The sequence below is a fragment of the Mycolicibacterium diernhoferi genome (genome assembly GCF_019456655.1).
Lineage (GTDB): Bacteria > Actinomycetota > Actinomycetes > Mycobacteriales > Mycobacteriaceae > Mycobacterium > Mycobacterium diernhoferi.
The window spans coordinates 5,793,241-5,816,476 of record NZ_CP080332.1 but is presented as its reverse complement, the minus strand read 5'-3'; the positions used below and the strand labels follow the sequence as shown (position 1 = coordinate 5,816,476).

The window sequence follows — 23,236 nt, the reverse complement described above, 5'->3', positions numbered from 1 at the left end:
TACGTATGTGCCCACTGTTGCCAGTGTTACGACACGGTCGTATGAGGCGGAAGTTTCGTCAATCCGGGTGACCGCACACAACGGCACCGCAGAGCCGGGGTGGCTTCTGCGGTGCCGTTAGGTGACAGGTACTGGTGTCAGGCCCCGGCTGCCGAGGCGACTGCCGCGGCGGTGCCGGTGGCGGCCTCGGCCGCACCGACGGCGGCTTCGGCCGCCGCTGCCGGAGCTGCTGCGGCCGCGGGTGCCGCAGCGGGCGCGGCACTCTTGACCGCGGACATGATCGCCGGCATCACCATGCCCTTGAGCAGGTCGATGGCCTGGCCGGCGCCGAGCTGTTCGGCGGCCTGGTTGATGGTGCCGAGTATGCCGCCACCTCCGGTCGACGCCGGCATCGCCGCGAGCGTCGGGTCCATGCCGATGATCGGATACGTGCCCGCCATCGGGTCCAGGCCGATGGGTGCCGCGATCGGGACCTCACCGGGCAGACCCAGTCCGGTGAAGGCCGGATCGGTCAGGCCGATCGGGCTGGTCAGCCCGGGATCGGTCAGTGACGTCGGCGACAGTGTTCCCGGGGACAGCGACGGGCCGGCAGCGCCGACCGGCGGGATGCTCAGACCGGGCGTGGTCAGCTCCGGGGTGCTCAGTCCCGGGGTGGTGAGGCCGGGCGTCGTCAGGCCGGGCGTGGTGAGGCCGGGGGTGGTGAGACCGGGCGTGGTCAGGCCCGGCATGGTCAGGTCGGGGGAGGTCAGACCCGGCGTGGTCAGGCCCGGGGAGGTGAGCCCCGGCGAGGTCAGGCCCGGCGAGGTCAGGCCCGGCGAGGTGAGCCCCGGCGAGACCAGGGTCGGGCTCGCGGCCGGCGAGCCGGTGAGCAGGCCGGTCGGCATCGGCGGCATGTTGACGCCGAACTGGGACAGCCCCTGGGACAGGGCCGAGAGCAGTTCACCGGGCAGATCGGTGATCATCGCGGCGTGCACGAACTCGCGCTGCTGCGGGGCATCCTGCGCTTCGGACAATTCGGAAACGGCGGCAATAGCGACTGGACTTGCGACGGCCAGGGCGGCGACTGCGCTCATGGCTGTCGAGAGCTTGCGTCGACGTCGGTTCGGCACGGAAGTCTCCTCAATACATGGACTACGTTTTTCCGGGTGTGATGCATAAGTGCTGGTAAATCGCGTCGGCGCGGACGGTTCTCGTGCCCGGGTTACCGCCCTTTGTCGACGTGATCGATGGTACTGCTGTGACTACTGGGTCTAGAGTGACGATGCGGAATCGTGAGCTAATTGCGACCTGCCATCTCCCGCGCCGAGACGCAACGCGGTGCCGGGCAGCTCACACATTTCGGGTCCGCAGGTCCCGGTCGGATACCCTTGCTGCCGATGACCGCTGAACCAGATCACGTGGATCTTTTCGTCGTCGGCTCCGGATTCTTCGGCCTGACGATCGCTGAACGCGTGGCCAACGAACTCGGCAAGCGAGTGCTCGTCGTCGACCGGCGCTCCCATATAGGAGGTAACGCCTACTCGGAGCCGGACCCCGAGACCGGGATCGAGGTGCACCGTTACGGTGCGCACCTGTTCCACACCTCCAATCAGCGGGTCTGGGATTACGTCCGGCAGTTCACCGACTTCACCGGCTACCAGCACCGGGTGTTCGCGTTGCACAAGGGGCAGGCCTACCAGTTCCCGATGGGGCTGGGCCTGGTGTCGCAGTTCTTCGGCCGCTACTACAGCCCGGACGAGGCACGCGCGCTGATCGCCGAGCAGTCCGCCGAGATCGACACCGCCGATGCGCGCAACCTCGAAGAGAAGGCCATCTCGCTGATCGGCCGTCCGCTGTACGAGGCCTTCGTCAAGCACTACACCGCCAAGCAGTGGCAGACCGACCCCACCGAGCTGCCCGCGGCGGTGATCAGCCGGCTCCCGGTGCGCTACAACTTCGACAACCGCTACTTCAACGACACCTATGAGGGTCTGCCGGTCGACGGGTACACCGCCTGGCTGCAGAACATGGCGAACCACGAGAACATCGAGGTGCGCCTCGACACCGACTGGTTCGACGTCCGGGACGAGCTGCGCGCGGCGTCCCCGAACGCGCCGGTGGTGTACACCGGCCCGCTCGACCGCTACTTCGACTATGCGGACGGCCGCCTGGGCTGGCGCACGCTGGACTTCGAGACCGAGGTCGTGGCGACCGGGGACTTCCAGGGCACCCCGGTGATGAACTACAACGACGCCGACGTGCCCTTCACCCGGATCCACGAGTTCCGGCACTTCCATCCGGAGCGGGACTACCCGACCGACAAGACCGTGATCATGCGGGAGTACTCCCGTTTCGCCGATGACGACGACGAGCCCTACTACCCGATCAACACCGATTCCGACCGCGCGTTGCTGGCCGGGTACCGGGAGCGGGCGAAGGCCGAGACCGCGGCGGCCAAGGTGCTCTTCGGTGGCCGATTGGGCACCTACCAGTACCTCGACATGCACATGGCGATCGCCAGTGCCCTGAACATGTACGACAACATTCTGGCGCCGCACCTGCGCGACGGGGCGGCCCTGAGTGTCAACGACGAAGGCAGTAATTCATGAACGACGCTTGCGAGCGAATCATCGACCGAGAATGGCGCGACCGAGCCTGCGAGGTGGCGGCATGAGCGGGATCCCTTCCGGTGCACTCGACTCCACGGAGTCACGCGCAGTGAGCCTGCTGGCGCGGGTGATCCTTCCGCGTCCCGGTGAGCCGCTCGACGTGCGCAAGCTCTACATCGAGGAGTCCTCGACCAACGCGCGCCGCGCACACGCCCCGACCCGCACCACGCTGGAGATCGGCGCCGAGTCCGAGGTCTCCTTCGCCACCTACTTCAATGCCTTCCCGGCCAGCTACTGGCGCCGCTGGTCGGTGCTGGGCTCGGTGGTGCTGCGCGTCGAACTCACCGGCAGAGCGCGCGTCGACGTCTACCGGTCCAAGGCCAACGGTGCCCGGATCACCGTCGGTGGCACCGAGGCGAGCGGCGCCGAGGACGGCACGCCGGCCGTGGTGGAGTTCGAGGTCGACCTCGCCCCGTTCGAGGACGGCGGCTGGATCTGGTTCGACATCACCACCAACACCAACGTGACCGTCTCGCACGCCGGCTGGTACGCGCCGATGGCGGCGCCCGGACGGGCCGACATCGCCATCGGCATCCCGACCTTCAACCGGCCTGCGGACTGCGTCAACGCGCTGGCCGCACTCACGTCGGATCCGTTGGTCGACGAGGTGATCAGCGCGGTCATCGTGTCCGACCAGGGCACCAGGCAGGCCAAGGACCATCCCGGTTTCGCGGCCGCCGCCGCCGCGCTCGGGGACCGGTTGTCGGTGCGCTACCAGCCCAACCTCGGCGGCTCCGGAGGCTACAGCCGGGTCATGTACGAGGCGCTGAAGAACACCGACTGCGAACAGATCCTGTTCATGGACGACGACATCCGGGTCGAGCCGGATTCCATCCTGCGGGCGCTGGCGCTCAACCGGTTCGCCAAGACACCCACCCTGGTCGGCGGCCAGATGCTCAATCTGCAGGAACCCTCGCACCTGCACGTGATGGGCGAGATGGTCGACTCGGCGAACTTCATGTGGACCGGCGCGGTCAACACCGAGTACGACCACAACTTCGCCAAGTACCCGCTCAACGACGAGGAGCAGGAGCGCAGCAAGCTGCTGCACCGGCGTATCGACGTCGACTACAACGGCTGGTGGATGTGCATGATCCCGCGGCAGGTGGCCCAGGAACTGGGCCAGCCGTTGCCGCTGTTCATCAAGTGGGACGACGCCGAGTACGGACTGCGTGCCGCCGAGCACGGGTATCCCACCGTCACCCTGCCCGGCGCGGCGATCTGGCACATGGCGTGGAGCGACAAGGACGACGCCATCGACTGGCAGGCCTACTTCCACCTGCGCAACCGGCTGGTCGTCGCGGCCCTGCACTGGGACGGCAAGATCAGCGGTCTGTTGCTGAGCCATCTCAAGGCAACCCTCAAACACCTTCTCTGCCTTGAGTATTCGACCGTCGCCATTCAGAACAAGGCGATGGACGACTTCCTGGCCGGCCCGGATCACATCTTCTCCATCCTGGAGTCCGCGCTGCCGGATGTGCGCAAGCTGCGTGAACAGTTCCCGGACGCCGTGGTGCTGGAGAGCGCGACCGTGCTGCCCGCCCCGTCGGACAAGAGGTGGCGCCGCAAGGTCAGCATCCCCACCAATCCGCTGTCGATCCTGATCCGCCTGACTCAGGGTGTGCTGCACCAACTTTCGGTGCACAATCCGGAGCATCACGTACGGCCGCAGATCAACGTCGCAACCCAGGATGCCCGCTGGTTCTCGCTGTGCAAGGTCGACGGTGTGACCGTCACCACCGCCGACGGGTGTGGTGTGGTGTACCGCCAGCGGGACCGTGCCAGGATGTTCGAACTGCTGCGGGAATCGGTGAGCCGGCAGATCAAGCTGGGCCGCAAGTTCAACAAGATGCGCAAGGTCTACCGCAAGGCGCGGCCCGAACTGACCAGCACCGAGCGGTGGGAAGCTGTGCTCCTGGCGACCGAACCGGCGTCCCCGGCTCTGGAAAAGGCCTGACGTGGCAGGCGATCTGGCGCCCGAAGAGACGGCGCTGGTAGCGGTTCAGGCCGCCTTGGCCGGGCGGCCCGGGGTGCTGGCCACCGCCCGCGCGCTGTCGCACTTCGGTGAGCACAGCGCCGGCTGGGTCGGTGTCTCGGCGCTCGGCGCCGTGCTGTCGCCCCGGCGGCGCCGGGAGTGGCTGGCCGTCGGTGTCGGCGCGTTCGGCGCCCATGCGGCCGCCGTTCTGATCAAGCGGGTCGTCAAGCGCCCGCGCCCGCATCACCCGGCCATCGCCATCAATGTGGGCACGCCGAGCAAGCTGAGCTTCCCGTCCGCGCACGCGACGTCGACCACCGCGGCCGCGATCCTGCTGGCGCGGGTCACCGGAACCCGGTTGCCGCTGCTGCTGGTTCCGACGATGGCGCTGTCACGCCTGGTGCTGGGGGTGCACTATCCGACCGATGTGCTGACCGGAATCGCGGTCGGCAGCACGGTCGCCCGGACCGTCGGTGCCGTCACGGGCCCGCCTTCGAAGGAGAAAACCCTGTGAGCGAAGAGCCCCCTCCGACCGCTGGCCCGCCGAAGACGCTGGCCGGCGGAATCGTCAAGGCGCTACGGCCGCGGCAGTGGGTGAAGAACGTCCTGGTCTTCGCCGCGCCGGTGGCCGCGCTCGGCGACGACCGGTATGTCTACGACTACCGCGAAGTCCTGGTCAAGGTGCTGCTGGCGTTCGTGGTGTTCAGCCTCGCGGCATCGTCGGTGTATCTGGTCAACGACGCCCGGGATGTCGAGGCCGACCGGGCGCACCCCACCAAGCGGTTCCGGCCGATCGCCGCGGGTGTGGTGCCGGAGTCGTTGGCCTACATCCTCGCCGTGGTGCTCGGGGTCTCCTCGCTGGTCATCTCCTGGCTGGTGTCGCCGAACCTGGCCGTGGTGATCGGCGTCTACATCGCCATCCAGCTGGCGTACTGCTTCGGGCTCAAGCACCAGCCGGTGATCGACATCTGCATCGTGTCCTCGGGCTTCCTCATCCGGGCCATCGCCGGCGGCGTGGCGGCCGGTGTGCCGCTGTCGCAATGGTTCCTGCTGACAATGGCCTTCGGCTCGCTGTTCATGGCGGCCGGCAAGCGCTACGCCGAACTGCAGCTCGCCGAACGCACCGGCGCCAAGATCCGCAAATCGTTGGAGAGCTACACCAGTTCGTACCTGCGTTTCGTGTGGACGCTGTCGGCCACCGCGCTAGTGCTCTGCTACGGACTCTGGGCGTTCGAACGCGACGGCAGCGAAGGCTCCTGGTTCGCCATCTCGATGATTCCCTTCACGGTCGCGATCCTGCGGTACGCCGTCGACGTCGACGGCGGACATGCCGGAGAGCCCGAGGAGATAGCACTGGGGGACCGCGTGCTGCAGCTGCTCGCGGTGGCGTGGATCGGAACCGTCTGTGCGGCTGCAATCCTCAGTTGATCGCCTGGGCGCCGCGGTCGCTGCGCGCCTGAGCAACTGGCCGGCCTACCGCTACAGCCTGTCGGTGCGGCTGAGCCTGTGGGTGTCGGTCCTGGTGGTCGCCGGACTGTTCGGCTGGGGTGCCTGGCAGCGTCGCTGGATGGCCGACGACGGCCTGATCGTGCTGCGCACGGTGCGCAACCTGTTGGCCGGCAACGGCCCGGTGTTCAACGCGGGGGAACGCGTCGAGTCGAACACCTCCACACTGTGGACCTACCTGATCACCGGGGCGAGCTGGCTGGCCGGGCCGCTGCGCCTGGAATACGTGACGCTGGCGCTGACCCTCGGGCTGAGTGTGGCCGGGGTGGTGTTCGTCATGCTCGGCGCCGCACGCCTGTATGCGCCGCGACTACAGGGCCGACGGGCACTGCTGCTGCCGGCCGGCGCGCTGATCTACATCGCCATCCCCCCGGCCCGGGACTTCGCCTCCTCCGGCCTGGAGAACGGCTTGGTGCTGGCCTATGTCGGGCTGCTGTGGTGGCTGTTGGTGTGTTGGTCGCAGGCCCCGGCCATCGAGCGGGCCCGGCCCGGGCACCTTCTGACCGCGGGCCTGGCATTCGTGGCCGGGCTGAGCGTGCTGGTCCGCCCCGAGCTGGCACTGGTCGGCGGCGGGGTGCTGGTGATGATGGTGCTGGCCGCCGCGGGCTGGCGGCAGTGGCTGCTGATCGTGGCGGCCGGTGGTGCACTTCCGGTGGCCTACCAGATCTTCCGGATGGGCTACTACGGCCTGCTGGTGCCGCAGACCGCGATCGCCAAGGACGCCTCGGGCGCGAAATGGGCGCAGGGCCTTACCTATCTGGGCAACTTCAACGCCCCCTATCTGCTGTGGATCCCGCTGGTGCTGGTGATACTGATCGGCATCCTGCTCTCGGTGTCCCGGATCCAGCCGGCCGCGCGGGGTGCGCGAGGCTGGCGTCGCGCACTGCAAAGCCCCACCGCCGTGGTCATCTTCATCGTCGCCAGCGGTGCGCTGCAGGCGGTGTACTGGGTCCGCCAGGGTGGCGACTTCATGCACGGCCGGGTGCTGCTGACGGCGGTGTTCCTGATGCTGGCACCGGTGGCGGTCATCCCCATCGCGGTCCCGTCCACGGAGAAGTTCAGCAGGCGAACGGGTTACCTGCTCGCCGGCGCCACCGGAGTGCTGTGGGTGGCGACCGCGGGCTGGTCCCTGTGGGCGGCGAATTCGCCCGGTATGGGCGCCGACGCGACGCGGGTCACCTATTCCGGGATCGTCGACGAACGACGCTTCTACGCACAGGCGACCGGTCACGCGCATCCGTTGACGGCGGCCGATTACCTGGACTATCCGCGGATGCGCGCCGTCATGGTGGCCTTGCGCAACACCCCGGACGGCGCGCTGCTGCTGCCGTCGGGCAACTACGACGTGTGGGATGTCGTGCCGGCCATCCCGCCGCCGCCGGACCGGCCGCTCCCTCCTGGCGAGAACGGTCCGCACACGGTGTTTTTCACCAACATGGGCATGCTCGGCATGAACGTGGGCCTGGATGTTCGGGTGATCGACCAGATCGGGCTGACCAACCCGCTGGCCGCGCACACGGCGCGACTGGAGGATGCCCGCATCGGCCACGACAAGAACCTGTTCGCGGACTGGGCGGTGGCAGAGGGCCCGTTCCTCAAGGAACGCCCCTATATCCCGGTGTACCTGGACGAGGACTGGATCATCCAGGCCGGGGCCGCGCTGGAATGCCCGGACACCGTCTCGAAGCTGAACGCGGTGCGTTCCCCGATGGGGCCGCGCCGGTTCCTGTCCAACATCGTGCACGCGCTCGACTTCGGTTCCTACCGGATCGACCGGGTTCCGCTCTATGAACTGCGCCGATGCGGTCTGGACATCCCGCCGCCCAAGACTCCGGAGTACACCGGGCTGCCCGCCACCGGACCGTGATCTGGGTTACTGCGGTTTTGCGGCTGCGGTAACGGCGCGGTTATGTTGTGGCGATAGACCGGTGGGCACGAGCTCGGCGGACTCGGGGAATGAGCGAGCGTGGCCCTGAACACGCCCGCAGCCGCTTGGAGCGGCGTTCACCCCTGGTGATGCGCATATCGCGTCGCCTGTGAGATGGATGGATAGAACAACCGATGCGTAGAACCCGTTTCGCGAGACCGCTGCGCGCGATGTTGGTGGCGATCGCCGCCGCGGCGACGATGGTCTGGGTGCCCGCACCCACCGCCGGCGCGTTCTCCCGCGAGGGTCTGCCGGTCGAGTACCTCGACGTGTTCTCCCCGTCGATGAACCGCAACATCCGGGTGCAGTTCCAGGACGGAGGCGCTACGGCGCCGGCCGGTGCAGCGGGCAGCAAGGCCGTCTATCTCCTCGACGGTCTGCGTGCCCAGGACGACTACAACGGCTGGGACATCAACACCGCGGCCTTCGAATGGTTCTACGAATCCGGGGTTTCGGTCGTCATGCCGGTCGGCGGCCAGTCCAGCTTCTACTCCGACTGGTATTCGCCGTCGAGCTTCAACAACCAGGCCTACACCTACAAGTGGGAAACCTTCCTCACCAGCGAACTGCCGCAGTGGCTGGCCGCCAACAAGCAGGTCAGCCCGACCGGCAACGGCGTGGTCGGGCTGTCGATGGCGGGCGGGGCGGCACTCATCCTGGCGGCCTACCATCCGGCCCAATTCACTTATGCCGCATCATTATCCGGGTTCCTCAATCCGTCGAGCACCTTCATGAAGCAGGCCATCCGAGTCGCCATGCTCGACTCCGGCGGTTACAACGTGGACAACATGTGGGGGCCGCCGTGGGATCCGGCCTGGAAGCGCAACGATCCCACCGAGCAGGTCGGAAGGCTGGTCGCTGCCGGCACCCGGTTGTGGATCTACTGTGCGCCAGGCGGTTCCACGCAGCTGGACGAGAACGCCGACCCCGGCCAGAAGTTCAACGCCGACAGCCTGGAAGGGCTGGCGATCGGCAGCAACAAGAAGTTCCAGGAGCGCTACACCGCCGCCGGCGGGCGCAACGCGACCTTCGACTTCCCTCCCGCCGGGAACCATTCATGGGCGTACTGGGGAGCCCAATTACAAGCTCTCAAGCCCGATCTGATCGCCACGATCAATCGCTGAGATATCTATCAGGTGTGACTTCGCCGGAGAGAGAACTCACAGCGAGGTGTGGTTGACTACACGAGCACTTGAGTCAGAAAAGATGGGATAGGAAAGCTGATGAGTTTCGTTTCGAAGTTGCGCGGTGCCACGCGCCGAGTGGTGGTCGCGACCGCAGCGGTCGCGGTACTGCCCGGTTTGGTGAGCGCCGTCGGCGGCTCGGCGACAGCTGGAGCTTTCTCGCGGCCGGGTCTGCCGGTCGAATACCTCGAGGTCCCGTCGGCCGGGATGGGCCGCGACATCCGCGTCCAGTTCCAGAGCGGCGGGGAGAACTCGCCCGGGGTCTACCTGCTCGACGGTCTGCGCGCCCAGGACGACTTCAACGGCTGGGACATCAACACCGCCGCCTTCGAGTGGTACGACGGCTCGGGCCTGTCGGTGATCATGCCGGTCGGCGGCCAGTCCAGCTTCTACTCCGACTGGTACAAGCCCGCCTGCGGCAAGGCCGGTTGCTCCACCTACAAGTGGGAGACCTTCCTCACCCAGGAGCTGCCCGCATTCCTGGAGACCAAGGGCGTGGACCGCACCCGATCGGCCGCCGTCGGTCTGTCGATGGCCGGATCGGCCGCGCTGACCCTGGCCATCTGGCATCCCGGGCAGTTCCAGTACGCCGCCTCGCTGTCGGGCTACCTGAACCCCTCCGAGGGGTGGTGGCCGTTCCTGATCAACATCTCCATGGGTGACGCGGGCGGCTACAAGGCCGACGACATGTGGGGCAAGACCGAGGACGAGAGCAGCGCCTGGAAGCGCAACGACCCGATGGTCAACATGGACCGTCTCGTCGCCAACAACACCCGCGTCTGGCTGTTCTGCGGTAACGGAAAGCCGGCCGAGGTCAACGGCAACGTGGCGGGCGACAACCTGCCCGCGAAGTTCCTGGAGAGCTTGACGCTGCGCACCAACAAGACGTTCAAGGACGAGTACATCGCTGCCGGCGGCACCAACGGTGTCTTCAACTTCCCGGCGGGTGGAACGCACGACTGGCCGTACTGGGGTCAGCAGCTGCAGACCATGAAGCCGGACATCCAGCGCGTGCTGGGTGCCACCCCCGCGGCGTAGCGGTCACGGCACCAGACAACTCACAGCCGACGGCGGTACCCCTGCGGGTGCCGCCGTCGGCCGTTTCCAACTCACGTCTTCGCGGTGATGTGGTTCACTACAACGCGGTGGCGGGGAGATTGCTGACCAAAGAATGAGGTGGGATATGAGGCTGCGCGCGATATTCGGCGCGGTTCTGTTGGCGATGGGCCTGTGGACGGTGTCGGCTACTTCGGACACCCCGGCCCACGCCGATGCCGTCGAGTACCTGATGGTGCCCTCGGCGGCGATGGGCCGCGACATCCCGGTCGCCTTCCAGGCCGGCGGTCCGCACGCGGTCTACCTCCTCGACGCCTTCAACGCCGCCCCCGACGTGAGCAACTGGGTGACCGCGGGCAACGCGATGAGCACCTTCGCCGGTTCGGGCGTCTCGGTGGCGGCGCCGGCCGGTGGCGCATGGAGCCTGTACACCAACTGGGAGCAGGACGGCAGCAAGCAGTGGGAGACCTTCCTGGCCACCGAGCTGCCGAACTGGCTGGCCGCGAACAAGGGCCTGGCGCCGAGCGGGCACGGCGTGGTCGGCGCCTCACAGGGCGGTACCGGTGCTCTGATGCTGGCCACCTTCCACCCCGACCGGTTCCGCTACGCGGGGTCGATGTCGGGATTCCTGACCCCGTCGCGCACGTTCGAGAACGGTGCGATCACCGCCGGCATGGCGCAGTACGGCGGCGTCAACACCCACGACATGTGGGGTCCGGTGCAGTTCGGCCGGTGGAAGTGGCATGACCCGGACGTGCACTCGCAGCTGCTGGTCGACAACAACACCCGGCTGTGGATCTTCAGCCCGCAGACCACCACCTGCAGTGACCCGGTGGCGATGATCAACGACTGTGCACAGGCCCAGGGCAGCAACCGCACCTTCTACTCGCACTACCGCTCGATCGGCGGCCGCAACGGGCACTTCGACTTCCCGACCGGCGGTCAGCACGACTGGGGCAATTGGTCGGCACAGTTGGCGGCACTGCGTGGTGACCTGGTGGCAGCCATCGCCTGAGCGCGAGCTGTGATCGGTGATCGCGGTGCGATAACGGTCACAGCCGCGGACCGGAAACGGCCCTCGGCAGCCGGTACCGTGGAAATCGTGGCGCGCAACCGACGGTGGGTGAACACCCTGGCAAAGTGGCCGGTGGTCTCCCCGACGTTGATCGTGGTGGCCCCGATGATGCTGGCCTCGGTGACCACGTTGTCCACCGGCTGTTCGCTCGGCGACCGGACGCTGACCACCATCGGCCAACCCGCCGCGGCGTCCACCGAGGAGCAGGTGCGCGGTTTGCAGGGCGCGTTGCGGGCCGGCGGACATCCCGAGAAGCACTTCGCGGTGACCGCCGATCAGCGGGCCTACCTCGACGCGTTGGTCGATGCCGGGGTGCAGCCCTCCGACGATCTGATGGCCCTGAGCATCGGCGCCTACGTCTGCCAGGCCCGCGCCGCCGGACAGTCCGAGCACGCGGTCTGGGATTTCGTGGTGCCGCTGGTCCGCGACGACGTCGACGACGCCCACGCGGGCTCGGTCGCCCCGGACATCGATGAGGTCGACGCCGCCACGGCTGACTACATTCGCATCGCTACCGAACGGCTCTGCTGACCATCAGCAGCAGCACCACACACCACCCGCCCCGCCGCAGAGTCGGCGCATGTGAGGAGTCAAGACACCATGGCGAAAAAGAGCCGACGTAGGCGGCACCGCATACTCGCGCTGGCTGCGGCCGGGGCGATCGCGGTGCTGGTGGCGGTGCTCGTCGCCGGTGTGGTGGTGTTCTTGCGTCAGCCCGACACCCCGCCCGTCGCCACGCCCCCGGGCGCGCCCGACGTGCCCGGCGCCGTGCCGCCGACGGGTAAGCCGCGCCCGGAGTTCCAGGACGCCAGCTGCCCGGACGTCCAGCTGGTCTCGATTCCGGGAACCTGGGAGTCCTCCCCGCACCTCGACCCGTTCAACCCGGTGCAGTTCCCGATCGCGTTGTTGCTCAACGTCACCAATCCGCTGCGCGCCGAGTTCGGCACCGACCGGGTGGAGATCTACACCGTCCCCTACACCGCGGAGTTCCACAATCCGTTCTCCGCCGACGGCCAGATGTCCTACAACGACAGCCGGGCCGAGGGGCTCAGCGCCACGGTGCGGGCGATGACGGATATGAACAACCGGTGCCCGCTGACCAGCTACGTGCTGGTGGGCTTCTCCCAGGGCGCGGTGATCGCCGGGGACATCGCCAGTGATATCGGTAACGGCCGTGGCCCGGTGGACCAGGATCTGGTGCTCGGAGTGATGCTGATCGCCGACGGCCGCCGCCAGGACGGCGTGGGCCAGAACCTCAGCCCCAACCCACCGGGGCAGGGTGCCGAGATCACCCTGCACGAATTGCCCATGCTGTCCGCCATGGGCTTGTCGATGACCGGGCCCCGCGAGGGTGGGTTCGGCGCACTCGACGACCGCACCTACCAGATCTGCGGTGCGGGCGATCTGATCTGCGCGGCCCCGGAATCGGCGTTCTCGGTGGGCAATCTGCCGGCCACCCTGAGTACCCTGCTGGGCAGTGCCGCGGGACCGGTGCACGCGCTGTACAACACGCCGCAGTTCTGGACACTGGATGGAAAGACCACCACCCAGTGGACGCTGGATTGGGTGCGCAATCTGATCGAGAACGCGCCGCATCCCAAGCACGGTTGAGCGAACCCATTCCCCGGCGCTTCGCTCGAACCGGGGCCCGACTCGCCGGTAACCAGATTTGGCCTGCGTGAATCGGTCACCTAACATTAAGAGAAAACTAAGAGCGGTCGCGGTCGGCCCATGGTCGTCCGGAGGTGGAAATCCGCCGCCCCGGTACGATTCCGGAGGTCTTTGCGATCGTGCGAGATTTAAGTGTGCTGTGACAGGAGTCTTTGATGCCGTTCCATAACCCGTTCATCAAGAACGGACAGATCAAGCTCCCCGACAACGGCAGCATCGTGCAGCACGTCGAGCGCTGGGCCAAGGTCCGCGGCGACAAGCTCGCCTACCGCTTCCTGGACTACTCGGTCGAGCGTGACGGGGTCGCGCGCGATCTGACCTGGGCACAGTTCAGCGCCCGCAACCGGGCCGTCGCCGCCCGCCTGCAGCAGGTCACCCAGGAAGGCGACCGGGTCGCCATCCTGAGCCCGCAGAACCTCAACTACCTGGTGGCCATGTACGGCGCCATCTACGCCGGCCGCATCGCGGTGCCGCTGTTCGACCCCTCCGAGCCCGGGCACGTCGGCCGACTGCATGCCGTACTCGACGACTGCGAGCCCGCCGCGGTGCTGACCACCACCGATGCCGCCGAGGGTGTGCGCAAGTTCTTCCGCAGCCGCCCGGCCAACCAGCGTCCCCGCGTGATCGCCGTCGACGCGGTGCCCGACGAGGTCGCCGGCACCTGGGAGCCGGTCGATGTGACGATCGACACCGTCGCCTACCTGCAGTACACCTCGGGTTCGACGCGCATCCCGACCGGTGTGCAGATCACCCATCAGAACCTGGCCACCAACATCGTGCAGATCATCGAGGCGCTGGAGGGAGAAGAGGGCGACCGCGGTCTGTCCTGGCTGCCGTTCTTCCACGACATGGGCCTGATCACCGCGCTGCTGGCGCCGATGATCGGCCACAACTTCACCTTCATGACCCCGGCCGCCTTCGTGCGTCGTCCCGGTCGCTGGATCCGCGAGATGGCCCGCAAGCCCGAGGACACCGGTGGTGTCATCTCGGTGGCCCCGAACTTCGCCTTCGACCACGCCGCCGCGCGCGGGCTGCCCAAGGAGGGCGAGCCGCCGCTGGACCTCTCCAACGTCAAGGCGGTCCTCAACGGCAGCGAGCCGATCTCGGCGGCCACCGTGCGCCGGTTCAACGAGGCCTTCGGCCCGTACGGATTCTCGCCCAAGGCCATCAAGCCCTCTTACGGGCTGGCCGAGGCCACCCTGTTCGTGTCGACCACCCCGGCGTCCGAAGAGCCCAAGATTCTCTACGTCGACCGCGACGCGCTGAACAACAACCGGATCGTCGAGGTGGACGCCGATTCGCCGACGGCCGTCGCGCAGGCCTCCGCCGGCAAGGTCGGTATCTCGGAGTGGGCCGCGATCGTGGACGCCGAGTCGGCCACCGAGCTGCCCGACGGTCAGATCGGTGAGATCTGGATCAGCGGCAACAACATGGGCACCGGCTACTGGGGCAAGCCCGACGAGACGGTCAACACCTTCCAGAACATCCTCAAGTCGCGCACCACCCCGTCGCACGCCGAGGGCGCCGCCGACGACGCCACCTGGGTGCGCACCGGTGACTACGGCGCCTTCTACGACGGTGACCTCTACATCACCGGCCGCGTCAAGGACCTCGTCATCATCGACGGCCGCAACCACTACCCCCAAGACCTGGAGTACTCGGCGCAGGAGGCCAGCAAGGCCGTGCGCACCGGGTTCGCCGCGGCGTTCTCGGTGCCGGCCAACCAGCTGCCCGCCGAGGTGTTCGACGACGCACACACCGGGTTGAAGTTCGACCCTGAGGACACCTCCGAGCAGCTGGTGATCGTCGCCGAGCGGGCGCCCGGATCGCACAAGCTCGAGCTGGGCCCGGTCATCGACGACATCCGTGCCGCGATCGCGGTGCGCCACGGTGTCACCGTGCGCGACGTGCTGCTGACACCGGCGGGTGCGATCCCGCGTACCTCCAGCGGCAAGATCGGCCGGCGCGCCTGCCGGGCCGGCTACCTGGACGGCAGCCTGCGCAGCGGCAAGATCGCCAACGACTTCCCCGATGAGACCGACTGAGACCGACTGAGTTCCGGCCGCGCAACCAAGGCCGCACGGCGGCGAAAGTGAATAGTGAAAATGACTGAACCACAAGATAATTCACTCCAGCCAGAGGTAGCCGGACTTCCGGCCGTTTCCGGATCCGCCTCGGACGCCGTCGTCCCCGCCCGCGGTGACATGACCGTCGCCGAGATGCGTGAATGGCTGCGCAACTGGGTGGCCAACGCGACCGGGCAGTCGCCGGACTCCATCAACGAGTCCGCTCCGGTGGTGGAGCTGGGCCTGTCCTCGCGCGACGCGGTGGCCATGGCCAGCGACATCGAGGACCTGACCGGGGTCACGCTGACCGCCACCGTGGTGTTCCGTAACCCGACCATCGAGGCACTGGCCACCGTCATCATCGAGGGTGAACCCGAAACGGTCGTCGATGCCGACGAGGACTGGAGCCGCGAGCCCGGTGTCGAGGACATCGCCATCGTCGGCATCGCGACCCGCTTCCCCGGCGATATGAACAGCGCCGACGAGATGTGGGCCGCCCTGATGGAGGGTCGCGACGCCAGTTCGGATCTGCCCGAAGGCCGGTGGTCGGAATTCCTCGGTGAGCCACGCATCGCCGAGCGGGTTGCCAGGGCGCACACCCGTGGTGGCTACCTGTCCGACATCAAGGGCTTCGACTCCGAGTTCTTCGCGCTGTCGAAGATGGAAGCCGATAACATCGACCCGCAGCAGCGGATGGCCCTGGAACTGACCTGGGAAGCCCTCGAGCAGGCCCGCATCCCGGCCTCCAGCCTGCGCGGTACCGATGTCGGTGTGTACGTGGGCAGCTCGAACAACGACTACATGTTCCTGGCGGTCGCCGACCCGACCACCGCGCACCCGTACGCCATCACCGGCACCGCGAGCTCCATCATCGCCAACCGGGTGTCCTACTTCTACGACTTCCGCGGCCCGTCCGAGTCCATCGACACCGCCTGCTCCAGCTCACTGGTCGCCGCCCACCAGGGTGTGCGCGCACTGCGTTCCGGCGAGATCGACATGGCCATCGTCGGCGGGGTGAACGCCATGGTGACCCCGATCGTCACCATCGGTTTCGACGAGGTCGGCGGAGTGCTCGCCCCGGACGGCCGGTGCAAGTCCTTCTCCTCGGACGCCAACGGCTACGCCCGCTCCGAGGGTGGCGGCATGCTGGTCCTCAAGCGGGTCTCCGACGCGCGCCGCGACGGTGACGAGATCATCGCCGTCATCGCCGGCAGCGCGGTCAACCACGACGGCCGCTCCAACGGCATGCTGGCACCCAACCCGGACGCGCAGGCGGCCGTGCTGCGCAAGGCCTACAAGGACGCCGGGATCAACCCGCGCGACGTCGACTACATCGAGGCGCACGGCACCGGCACCATCCTGGGCGACCCGATCGAGGCCGACGCGCTGGGCCGGGTCGTCGGGCTGGGCCGTGCCGACGACAAGCCCGCCCTGCTGGGCGCGGTGAAATCCAATCTGGGACACCTGGAATCGGCCGCCGGTGTGGCCAGCCTGGCCAAGACGGCGCTGTCGCTGCAGCGGGACAAACTGCCGCCGTCGATCAATTACGCCGGGCCCAACCCGTACATCGACTTCGACAAGGAACACCTGAAGGTCAACGACACCGTCAGCGACTGGCCGCGCTACAGCGGTCGTGCCGTCGCCGGTGTCTCCGGCTTCGGGTTCGGTGGCGCCAACGCGCACCTGGTGCTGCGTGAGGTGCTGGCATCCGACCTCGTCGAACCCGAGCCCGAAACTCCTGCGGTCGAGGACAAGCCGGCCGCCGACGCCGACGCGGTCTACGTCGGCGGGGTCCGGATGGACGAGTACGGCGAGTTCATCGAGGACGACGATGACAGCGCCGGCGACGGCGTCCCGACCTACGGCGAGGACAGCTACGAGCTGCCCGGCCTGACCGACGAGGCCAAGCGGCTCATCGAGGTCTCCCGGGAGGAACTGGAGAGCGGCGAGCAGCCGAATCCGGTTGTCCCGCTGTTCATCTCCGGCTTCCTGACCTCCCGTAAGCGGACCGCGGCCGCCGAGTTGGCGGACTGGATCGACAGCGAGGCGGGCCGGGCCTCCTCGCTGGAGTCGATCGGCCGGTCGCTGTCGCGGCGCAACCACGGCCGCTCCCGCGCGGTGGTGCTGGCCCACGATCACGACGAGGCGATCAAGGGTCTGCGTGCCCTCGCCGACGGCAAGCCCAGCCCGCTGGTGCTGGCCGCCGACGGCCCGGTCACCAGCGGGCCGGTCTGGGTGTTCGCCGGATTCGGTGCCCAGCACCGCAAGATGGGCAAGAGCCTCTACCTGCGCAACGACGTGTTCGCCGAGTGGATCAACAAGGTCGACGCCCTGATCCAGGACGAGCGCGGCTACTCGGTGGTCGAACTGATCCTCGACGACTCGATCGACTACACCAACGAGACCTGCGAATACCCGATCGAGGTCGTCCAGACGGTGATCTTCGCGCTGCAGATCGCGCTCGGTGAACTGCTGCGCCACCACGGCGCCACCCCCGGTGCGGTGATCGGGCAGTCGCTCGGCGAGGCCGCCGCGGCCTACTTCTCCGGGGGTCTGTCGCTGGCCGACGCCACCCGGACCATCTGCTCGCGTGCCCACCTGATGGGTGAGGGCGAGGCCATGCTGTTCGGTGAGTACATCCGGTTGATGGCGCTCGTCGAGTACTCGGCCGAGGAGATCAAGACCGTCTTCTCCGATTTCCCCGGGCTGGAGGTGTGCGTCTACGCCGCACCGACCCAGACCGTCATCGGTGGCCCGCCGGAACAGATCGACGCGATCGTCGAACGCGCGGAAGCCGAGGGCAAGTTCGCCCGCAAGCTGCAGACCAAGGGCGCCAGCCACACCCAGCAGATGGATCCGCTGCTCGGTGAACTGGCCGCCGAACTGCAGGGCATCGAGGCGCTTCCGCTCAAGACGGGCTACTACTCCACGGTGCACGAGGGCACGTTCATCCGTGCCGGCGCCGACCCGATCCACGATGTGGACTACTGGAAGAAGGGGCTGCGGCACAGCGTCTACTTCACCCACGGCATCCGCAACGCGGTCGACAACGGGCACACCACCTTCCTGGAACTGGCGCCGAATCCGGTGGCGCTCATGCAGGTCGGGCTGACGACCGCTGCGGCCGGCCTCCATGATGCCCAGCTGATCGGGACGCTGGCCCGCAAGCAGGACGAGGTCGACTCGATGACGGTGGCGATGGCCACCCTGTTCGTGCACGGCCACGATCTGGACCCGCGCACGCTGTTCCCGCGCACCGCCCGCGGCCTGGCCGGCGCACTGGACTACGCCGACATCCCGCAGACCCGGTTCAAGCGCAAGCAGCACTGGCTGGACGCCCGGTTCACCGGGGACAGTTCGGTGCTCATGCCCGGCACCCACGTGGCCACCCCGGACGGCCGGCACGTCTTCGAATTCGCACCCGACGGTGAGACGGATCTGGCAGCACTGGTGAAAGCAGCTGCCGCGCAGGTGCTTCCGGATGCGACGCTGACCGCGTCCGAGCAGCGTGCGGTGCCCGCGGCGGGCTCGCGGCTGGTCACCACGGTGACCCGCCATCCGGGCGGGGCGTCGGTGCAGGTGCATGCGCGCATCGACGAATCCTTCACCCTGGTCTACGACGCCATCGTCACCCGTGGCGGCGCGCAGACCGTGCTGCCGACTGCGGTCGGTGCGGGCACGGTCGCCGAGAGCGCCGCCGCACCCGCGGCGGAGGAGCCCGAGACGGGGTCCGATGTCGCGGCGTTCGAGGCCGACAACCTGACCGCCGGTGCGAATCTCGGTTCGAGCTTCGCGAAGTGGTCGCCGGATTCCGGTGAGACGGTCGCGGATCGGCTGGGCACCATCGTCGGCAGCGCCATGGGCTACGAACCCGAGGATCTGCCCTGGGAGGTGCCGCTGATCGAGCTGGGCCTGGATTCCCTGATGGCGGTGCGGATCAAGAACCGGGTCGAATACGACTTCGACCTGCCGCCCATCCAGCTGACCGCGGTGCGCGACGCCAACCTGTACGCGGTGGAGAAGCTGATCCAGTACGCGATCGAGCACCGCGACGAGGTCGGCGAGCTCGCCGAGGCGCAGAAGGGCCAGACGGCCGAGGAGATCGCGGCCGCGCAGGCCGAGCTGATGGGCGGGGCGACCACCGTCGCCGAGCTGGAAGCCAAGCTGGCCGAAGCGGCGAACACGGCGACGGTCGCCGGCAACACCGACAGCACCGCCGAGTCGCTGGCCGAGGTGGGCATCGAGATCCCGCCGCCGCCTACCGATGTCGCCGGCATCCCCGCTCCGCCCACCGACCCGAGCGGGCCGGCCCAGGGCCCCTCGAATGCGACGGCTGCCGCCGCCGCGGCCAAGGTGCTCACCCAGGAGGCGGTCACCGAGGCGCTCGGCGCCGATGTGCCCCCGCGTGACGCAGCCGAACGGGTCACCTTCGCCACCTGGGCGATCGTCACCGGAAAGTCGCCCGGCGGCATCTTCAACGAGCTGCCGGCCCTGGATGAGGCGGCCGCGACGAAGATGGCCGAGCGGCTGTCCGAGCGCGCCGAAGGCATCATCACCGTCGAGCAGGTCAGCACGGCCAAGACCATCGAGGAGTTGGCCACCCACGTCCGCAACCAGCTGGAGGACGGTGTGGTCGACGGGTTCGTGCGCACCCTGCGCCCGCCGGTCGAGGGTTCGAACGCGGTGCCGCTGTTCGTCTTCCACCCCGCCGGTGGCTCCACCGTGGTGTACGAGCCGCTGCTCAAGCGACTGCCGGCCGATATCCCGGTGTACGGCATCGAACGGGTCGAGGGGTCCATCGAGGAACGTGCCGCCGAGTACGTGCCCAAACTGCTCGAACTGCACAAGGGCCCGTTCGTGCTGGCGGGATGGTCCCTGGGGGGCGCACTGGCGTATGCCTGCGCCATCGGGCTCAAGCAGTCCGGCGCCGACGTGCAGTTCGTCGGGCTCATCGACTGCGTGCGCCCCGGCGTGCCGATCGACAAGACCCAGGCCGGCATGCGGGCAAGGTGGGATCGCTACGCGCGGTTCGCCGAGCGCACCTTCAACGTCGAGATCCCCGAGATCCCGTACGAGGAGCTGGAGAAGCTCGACGACGAGGGCCAGGTGCGCTACGTGCTCGACCTCGTCGCACAGAGCGGCGTGCAGATCCCGGGCGGGATCATCGAGCACCAGCGCACCTCGTACCTGGACAACCGGGCCCTGGACACCATCGACATCCAGCCCTACGACGGACATGTCACGCTCTACATGGCCGACCGCTACCACGATGACGCCATCGTCTTCGAACCGGCGTACGCCACCCGCCAGCCCGACGGCGGCTGGGGCGAGGCCGTCGCCGACCTGGAGGTCGTGCACATCGGCGGCGAGCACATCCAGGCCATCGACGAGCCGATCATCGCCAAGGTCGGCGCTCACATGAGCGAGGCCATCAACCGCATCGAATCGCGGCAGCAGGACCTGCCGAAAAAGGAAGCACAGTGACGGAAAACCCTGCCGCCCAGCCGAAGCTGGCGACCACCGCGGAAAAACTGGCCGAGCTTCGGGAGAAGCTGGAACTGGCAAAGGATCCCGGCGACGAGAAGGCCAGGGCCAAGCGGGACAAGCGCGGTATCCCGAGTGCGCGCGCCCGCATCCACTCGCTGCTCGACCCGGGTAGCTTCCTGGAGATCGGTGCCCTGGCCCGCACCCCCGGCGACCCGAACGCCTTCTACGGCGACGGTGTGGTCACCGGTCACGGCACCATCGACGGCCGTCCGGTCGGCGTGTTCAGCCACGACCAGACGGTGTTCCAGGGTTCGGTCGGTGAGATGTTCGGCCGCAAGGTCGCCAAGCTGATGGAATGGGTGGCCATGGTCGGCTGCCCGATCATCGGCATCAACGACTCCGCGGGCGCCCGTATCCAGGACACCGCGACCTCGCTGGCCTGGTACGCCGAACTCGGCCGCCGGCACGAACTGCTGCGCGGGCAGGTCCCGGAGATCTCGCTGATCTTCGGCAAGTGTGCGGGTGGCGCGGTGTACTCGCCGATCCAGACCGACCTCATCGTCGCGGTCCGCGACCAGGGCTACATGTTCGTCACCGGCCCGGACGTCATCAAGGACGTCACCGGTGAAGAGGTCACCCTCGACGAGCTCGGCGGCGCGGACGCGCAGGCCCGCTACGGCAACATCCACCAGGTGGTGGAGTCCGAGGCCGCGGCGTTCCAGTACGTCCGGGATTATCTGAGCTTCCTGCCCAGCAACACCTTCGACGATCCGCCGATCATCAACCCGGGCCTGGAGCCCGAGATCACCCCGCACGACCTGGAACTCGACGCGATCGTGCCGGACTCGGACAACCAGGCCTACGACATGATGGAGATCCTGCTGCGGATCTTCGACGACGGCGACGTGTTCCAGGTCGCCGAGCAGGCAGGCCCGTCCATCATCACCGCCTTCGCCCGGGTCGACGGCCGGCCGGTCGGTGTCATCGCCAACCAGCCGTCCTACATGTCCGGCGCGATCGACAACGAGGCCTCCGACAAGGCCGCCCGTTTCGTGCGGTTCTGCGATTCGTTCAACACCCCGCTGGTCTTCGTGGTGGACACCCCCGGCTTCATGCCCGGTGTCGAGCAGGAGAAGGGCGGAATCATCAAGCGCGGCGGCCGGTTCCTCAACGCCGTCGTGGAGGCCACCATCCCGAAGGTCACCATCACGGTGCGCAAGTCCTACGGTGGCGCCTACGCGGTGATGGGTTCCAAGCAGCTCACCGCGGACCTCAACTTCGCCTGGCCGACCGCGCGTATCGCGGTGATCGGCGCCGAAGGTGCGGCCCAGCTGCTGGTGAAGCGCTTCCCGGATCCCACCGCGCCCGAGGTACAGAAGATCCGCAAGGAGTTCATCGAGGGTTACAACGCCGGTATGGCCGTGCCCTGGATCGCCGCCGAGCGCGGCTACATCGACGGGGTGATCGAGCCGCACGAGACCCGTCTGTTGCTGCGCAAGTCGATGCGGCTGCTGCGCGACAAGCAGATTCAGCGGGTGCAGCGCAAGCATGGCCTGACGCCGATCTAGTCGGCACTCTACGATGCAACGGTGACCGAACCCGTGCCGCCGGCGGTGGCCGTCGCCCTGGGACTGGTCGCGGCCGCCGGTGACGGCGTCGCGCTGGTCTGTCGCGGTGCCGAGCAACTGCCGGTGGTCGGCGGCTGGCTGCACCGCAGTCGCCGTGCCCTGCAGGCCCGCGGTGAACAGGTGCTGGGCTCCGGCATCGAGATGGTTCTCGACCAGCTCGACCTGAACGCGTTGGCGCGCCAACGGATCGACCTGATCGGGCTGGCCGACGAGGTGGTCGACGGGATCGATCTGCCGGCCATCATCAAGCAGTCCACCGATTCGGTCACCGCCGAGGTGATGACCGATGTGCGCAGCCAGGGCGAGCGTGCCGACGATCTGGTGGCCGGGTTGGTCGACCGGCTGTTACGCCGGGAACGGGAGCAGCTGTGAGCGGCGTGCCCACACGGCTCCGGCAGGCCGGCATCGTCAGCCGCGGTGTCGCCGCCGTCATCGACCTCACCGTCGTGGGTTTCGCGCTGGGCGCCCTCTACGTCGGCCTCATCCTGCTCCGGCTGATGTTCAATCCTTCGACGTTCAGCTTCCCGACGCTGAACGCGGTGTTCTCCACCGCGGCGATGTTCGCCGTCGCGGTGTTCTATCTGACGGGCTGCTGGGCGGTGTCGGGGTGCACCGCGGGTGCGGCGGTGATGGGTTTGCGGGTGACCGGTCGCCGCGGCGGGCGGGTTGCCCCGGTGATCGCGGTGCTCCGTGCCGCCGCATGCGTGCTGTTCCCCGTCGGCCTGCTCTGGGCGGCGGTGGATGTCCGGCGAAGGTCATTGCAGGACATCGTGTTCGGTAGTCGTGTCGTCTACGTGAAGCCCTAGATCGCGTCCAGTTCCAGCCAGTCGTCCACCATGAACGCGTCGCCGCGGGCCGCGAGGTTCACGAAATCGGGTACCAGCAGGTCCGCGTTACCGGCCCAGGCCTCCTCCGGGGTCGAGCCGAACATGTCGATGCTCGGCTCGAAGGAGGTCTCCGCCACGCGGGTGAGGACCGACTTCCCGAGGCGCACACGGTCGGACATGTGTGCA

17 protein-coding genes are annotated in these 23,236 nt (G+C 67.9%); 15 read left to right on the top strand and 2 right to left on the bottom strand.

Annotated features, from left to right (window positions below):
- Window positions 1-137 precede the first annotated feature (137 nt).
- Window positions 138-1,109 carry a hypothetical protein gene (locus K0O62_RS27680; protein ID WP_073857321.1) on the bottom strand — a complete coding sequence of 324 codons (972 nt, stop codon included), beginning with the start codon at window positions 1,107-1,109 and terminating at the stop codon, window positions 138-140.
- A gap of 267 nt (window positions 1,110-1,376) precedes the next feature.
- On the opposite strand from K0O62_RS27680, the gene glf reads away from it, so the two are divergent.
- The 15 genes from glf (at window position 1,377) to K0O62_RS27605 (ending at window position 23,029) form a co-directional block, all read left to right on the top strand.
- On the top strand, window positions 1,377-2,588 hold the full coding sequence (gene glf / locus K0O62_RS27675; protein WP_073857320.1) for a UDP-galactopyranose mutase: 1,212 nt from the start codon (window positions 1,377-1,379) through the stop codon (window positions 2,586-2,588).
- A gap of 61 nt (window positions 2,589-2,649) precedes the next feature.
- Window positions 2,650-4,605 carry a glycosyltransferase gene (locus K0O62_RS27670; protein ID WP_073857319.1) on the top strand — a complete coding sequence of 652 codons (1,956 nt, stop codon included), beginning with the start codon at window positions 2,650-2,652 and terminating at the stop codon, window positions 4,603-4,605.
- Between the two features lies 1 nt (window position 4,606).
- Complete coding sequence (locus K0O62_RS27665) at window positions 4,607-5,137, top strand: phosphatase PAP2 family protein (protein ID WP_073857318.1); 531 nt, start codon at window positions 4,607-4,609, stop codon at window positions 5,135-5,137.
- Entirely contained in the window at window positions 5,134-6,051 is a 918-nt protein-coding gene (locus tag K0O62_RS27660) for a decaprenyl-phosphate phosphoribosyltransferase (protein ID WP_073857317.1), read from the top strand. Before K0O62_RS27665 ends, K0O62_RS27660 begins: the two co-directional genes overlap by 4 nt.
- Window positions 6,029-7,996: a terminal beta-(1->2)-arabinofuranosyltransferase gene (aftB, locus tag K0O62_RS27655; RefSeq protein ID WP_372512819.1), complete on the top strand. Its 1,968-nt coding sequence runs from the start codon at window positions 6,029-6,031 to the stop codon at window positions 7,994-7,996. The genes K0O62_RS27660 and aftB overlap by 23 nt, the downstream gene beginning before the upstream one ends.
- A gap of 194 nt (window positions 7,997-8,190) precedes the next feature.
- A complete protein-coding gene (locus tag K0O62_RS27650; RefSeq protein WP_073857316.1) occupies window positions 8,191-9,180 on the top strand; it encodes an esterase family protein in 990 nt (329 codons plus the stop codon).
- A gap of 99 nt (window positions 9,181-9,279) precedes the next feature.
- Entirely contained in the window at window positions 9,280-10,278 is a 999-nt protein-coding gene (locus K0O62_RS27645; RefSeq protein ID WP_073857315.1) for an esterase family protein, read from the top strand.
- 145 nt (window positions 10,279-10,423) lie between these two features.
- Entirely contained in the window at window positions 10,424-11,311 is an 888-nt protein-coding gene (locus K0O62_RS27640) for an esterase family protein (protein ID WP_165637001.1), read from the top strand.
- 87 nt (window positions 11,312-11,398) lie between these two features.
- A complete protein-coding gene (locus tag K0O62_RS27635) occupies window positions 11,399-11,902 on the top strand; it encodes a DUF732 domain-containing protein (RefSeq protein WP_234800163.1) in 504 nt (167 codons plus the stop codon).
- Between the two features lie 69 nt (window positions 11,903-11,971).
- Entirely contained in the window at window positions 11,972-12,982 is a 1,011-nt protein-coding gene (culp6, locus tag K0O62_RS27630; protein ID WP_073857313.1) for a carboxylesterase Culp6, read from the top strand.
- A 215-nt stretch (window positions 12,983-13,197) separates the two neighbouring features.
- Window positions 13,198-15,087, top strand: a complete 1,890-nt coding sequence (gene fadD32 / locus K0O62_RS27625) for a long-chain-fatty-acid--AMP ligase FadD32 (protein ID WP_073857312.1) — start codon at window positions 13,198-13,200, stop codon at window positions 15,085-15,087.
- A 60-nt stretch (window positions 15,088-15,147) separates the two neighbouring features.
- Complete coding sequence (pks13, locus tag K0O62_RS27620) at window positions 15,148-20,592, top strand: polyketide synthase Pks13 (protein WP_073857311.1); 5,445 nt, start codon at window positions 15,148-15,150, stop codon at window positions 20,590-20,592.
- Window positions 20,589-22,163 (top strand): acyl-CoA carboxylase subunit beta, encoded by a 1,575-nt coding sequence (locus K0O62_RS27615; RefSeq protein WP_073857310.1) that lies wholly within the window; start codon window positions 20,589-20,591, stop codon window positions 22,161-22,163. The genes pks13 and K0O62_RS27615 overlap by 4 nt, the downstream gene beginning before the upstream one ends.
- Before the next feature lie 21 nt (window positions 22,164-22,184).
- A complete protein-coding gene (locus K0O62_RS27610) occupies window positions 22,185-22,595 on the top strand; it encodes a hypothetical protein (RefSeq protein ID WP_073857309.1) in 411 nt (136 codons plus the stop codon).
- Window positions 22,596-22,600: 5 nt separating this feature from the next.
- The gene (locus K0O62_RS27605) at window positions 22,601-23,029 is read left to right on the top strand and encodes an RDD family protein (RefSeq protein WP_097933937.1); all 429 of its coding nucleotides are present in this window, start codon (window positions 22,601-22,603) and stop codon (window positions 23,027-23,029) included.
- Here K0O62_RS27605 and K0O62_RS27600 read toward each other — a convergent pair.
- Window positions 23,026-23,229 (bottom strand): hypothetical protein, encoded by a 204-nt coding sequence (locus tag K0O62_RS27600; RefSeq protein WP_073857307.1) that lies wholly within the window; start codon window positions 23,227-23,229, stop codon window positions 23,026-23,028. The two genes, K0O62_RS27605 and K0O62_RS27600, sit on opposite strands and share 4 nt — an antisense overlap.
- Window positions 23,230-23,236: the final 7 nt, after the last annotated feature.

Excerpts from the sequence above, each read along its gene's own strand:
- K0O62_RS27650 (WP_073857316.1), top strand. The coding sequence starts at position 8,191 with ATGCGTAGAACCCGTTTCGCGAGACCGCTGCGCGCGATGTTGGTGGCG.
- K0O62_RS27670 (WP_073857319.1), top strand. The coding sequence starts at position 2,650 with ATGAGCGGGATCCCTTCCGGTGCACTCGACTCCACGGAGTCACGCGCA.
- fadD32 (WP_073857312.1), top strand. The coding sequence starts at position 13,198 with ATGCCGTTCCATAACCCGTTCATCAAGAACGGACAGATCAAGCTCCCC.
- K0O62_RS27640 (WP_165637001.1), top strand. The coding sequence starts at position 10,424 with ATGAGGCTGCGCGCGATATTCGGCGCGGTTCTGTTGGCGATGGGCCTG.
- culp6 (WP_073857313.1), top strand. The coding sequence starts at position 11,972 with ATGGCGAAAAAGAGCCGACGTAGGCGGCACCGCATACTCGCGCTGGCT.
- K0O62_RS27600 (WP_073857307.1), bottom strand. The coding sequence starts at position 23,229 with ATGTCCGACCGTGTGCGCCTCGGGAAGTCGGTCCTCACCCGCGTGGCG.
- glf (WP_073857320.1), top strand. The coding sequence starts at position 1,377 with ATGACCGCTGAACCAGATCACGTGGATCTTTTCGTCGTCGGCTCCGGA.
- pks13 (WP_073857311.1), top strand. The coding sequence starts at position 15,148 with ATGACTGAACCACAAGATAATTCACTCCAGCCAGAGGTAGCCGGACTT.
- K0O62_RS27645 (WP_073857315.1), top strand. The coding sequence starts at position 9,280 with ATGAGTTTCGTTTCGAAGTTGCGCGGTGCCACGCGCCGAGTGGTGGTC.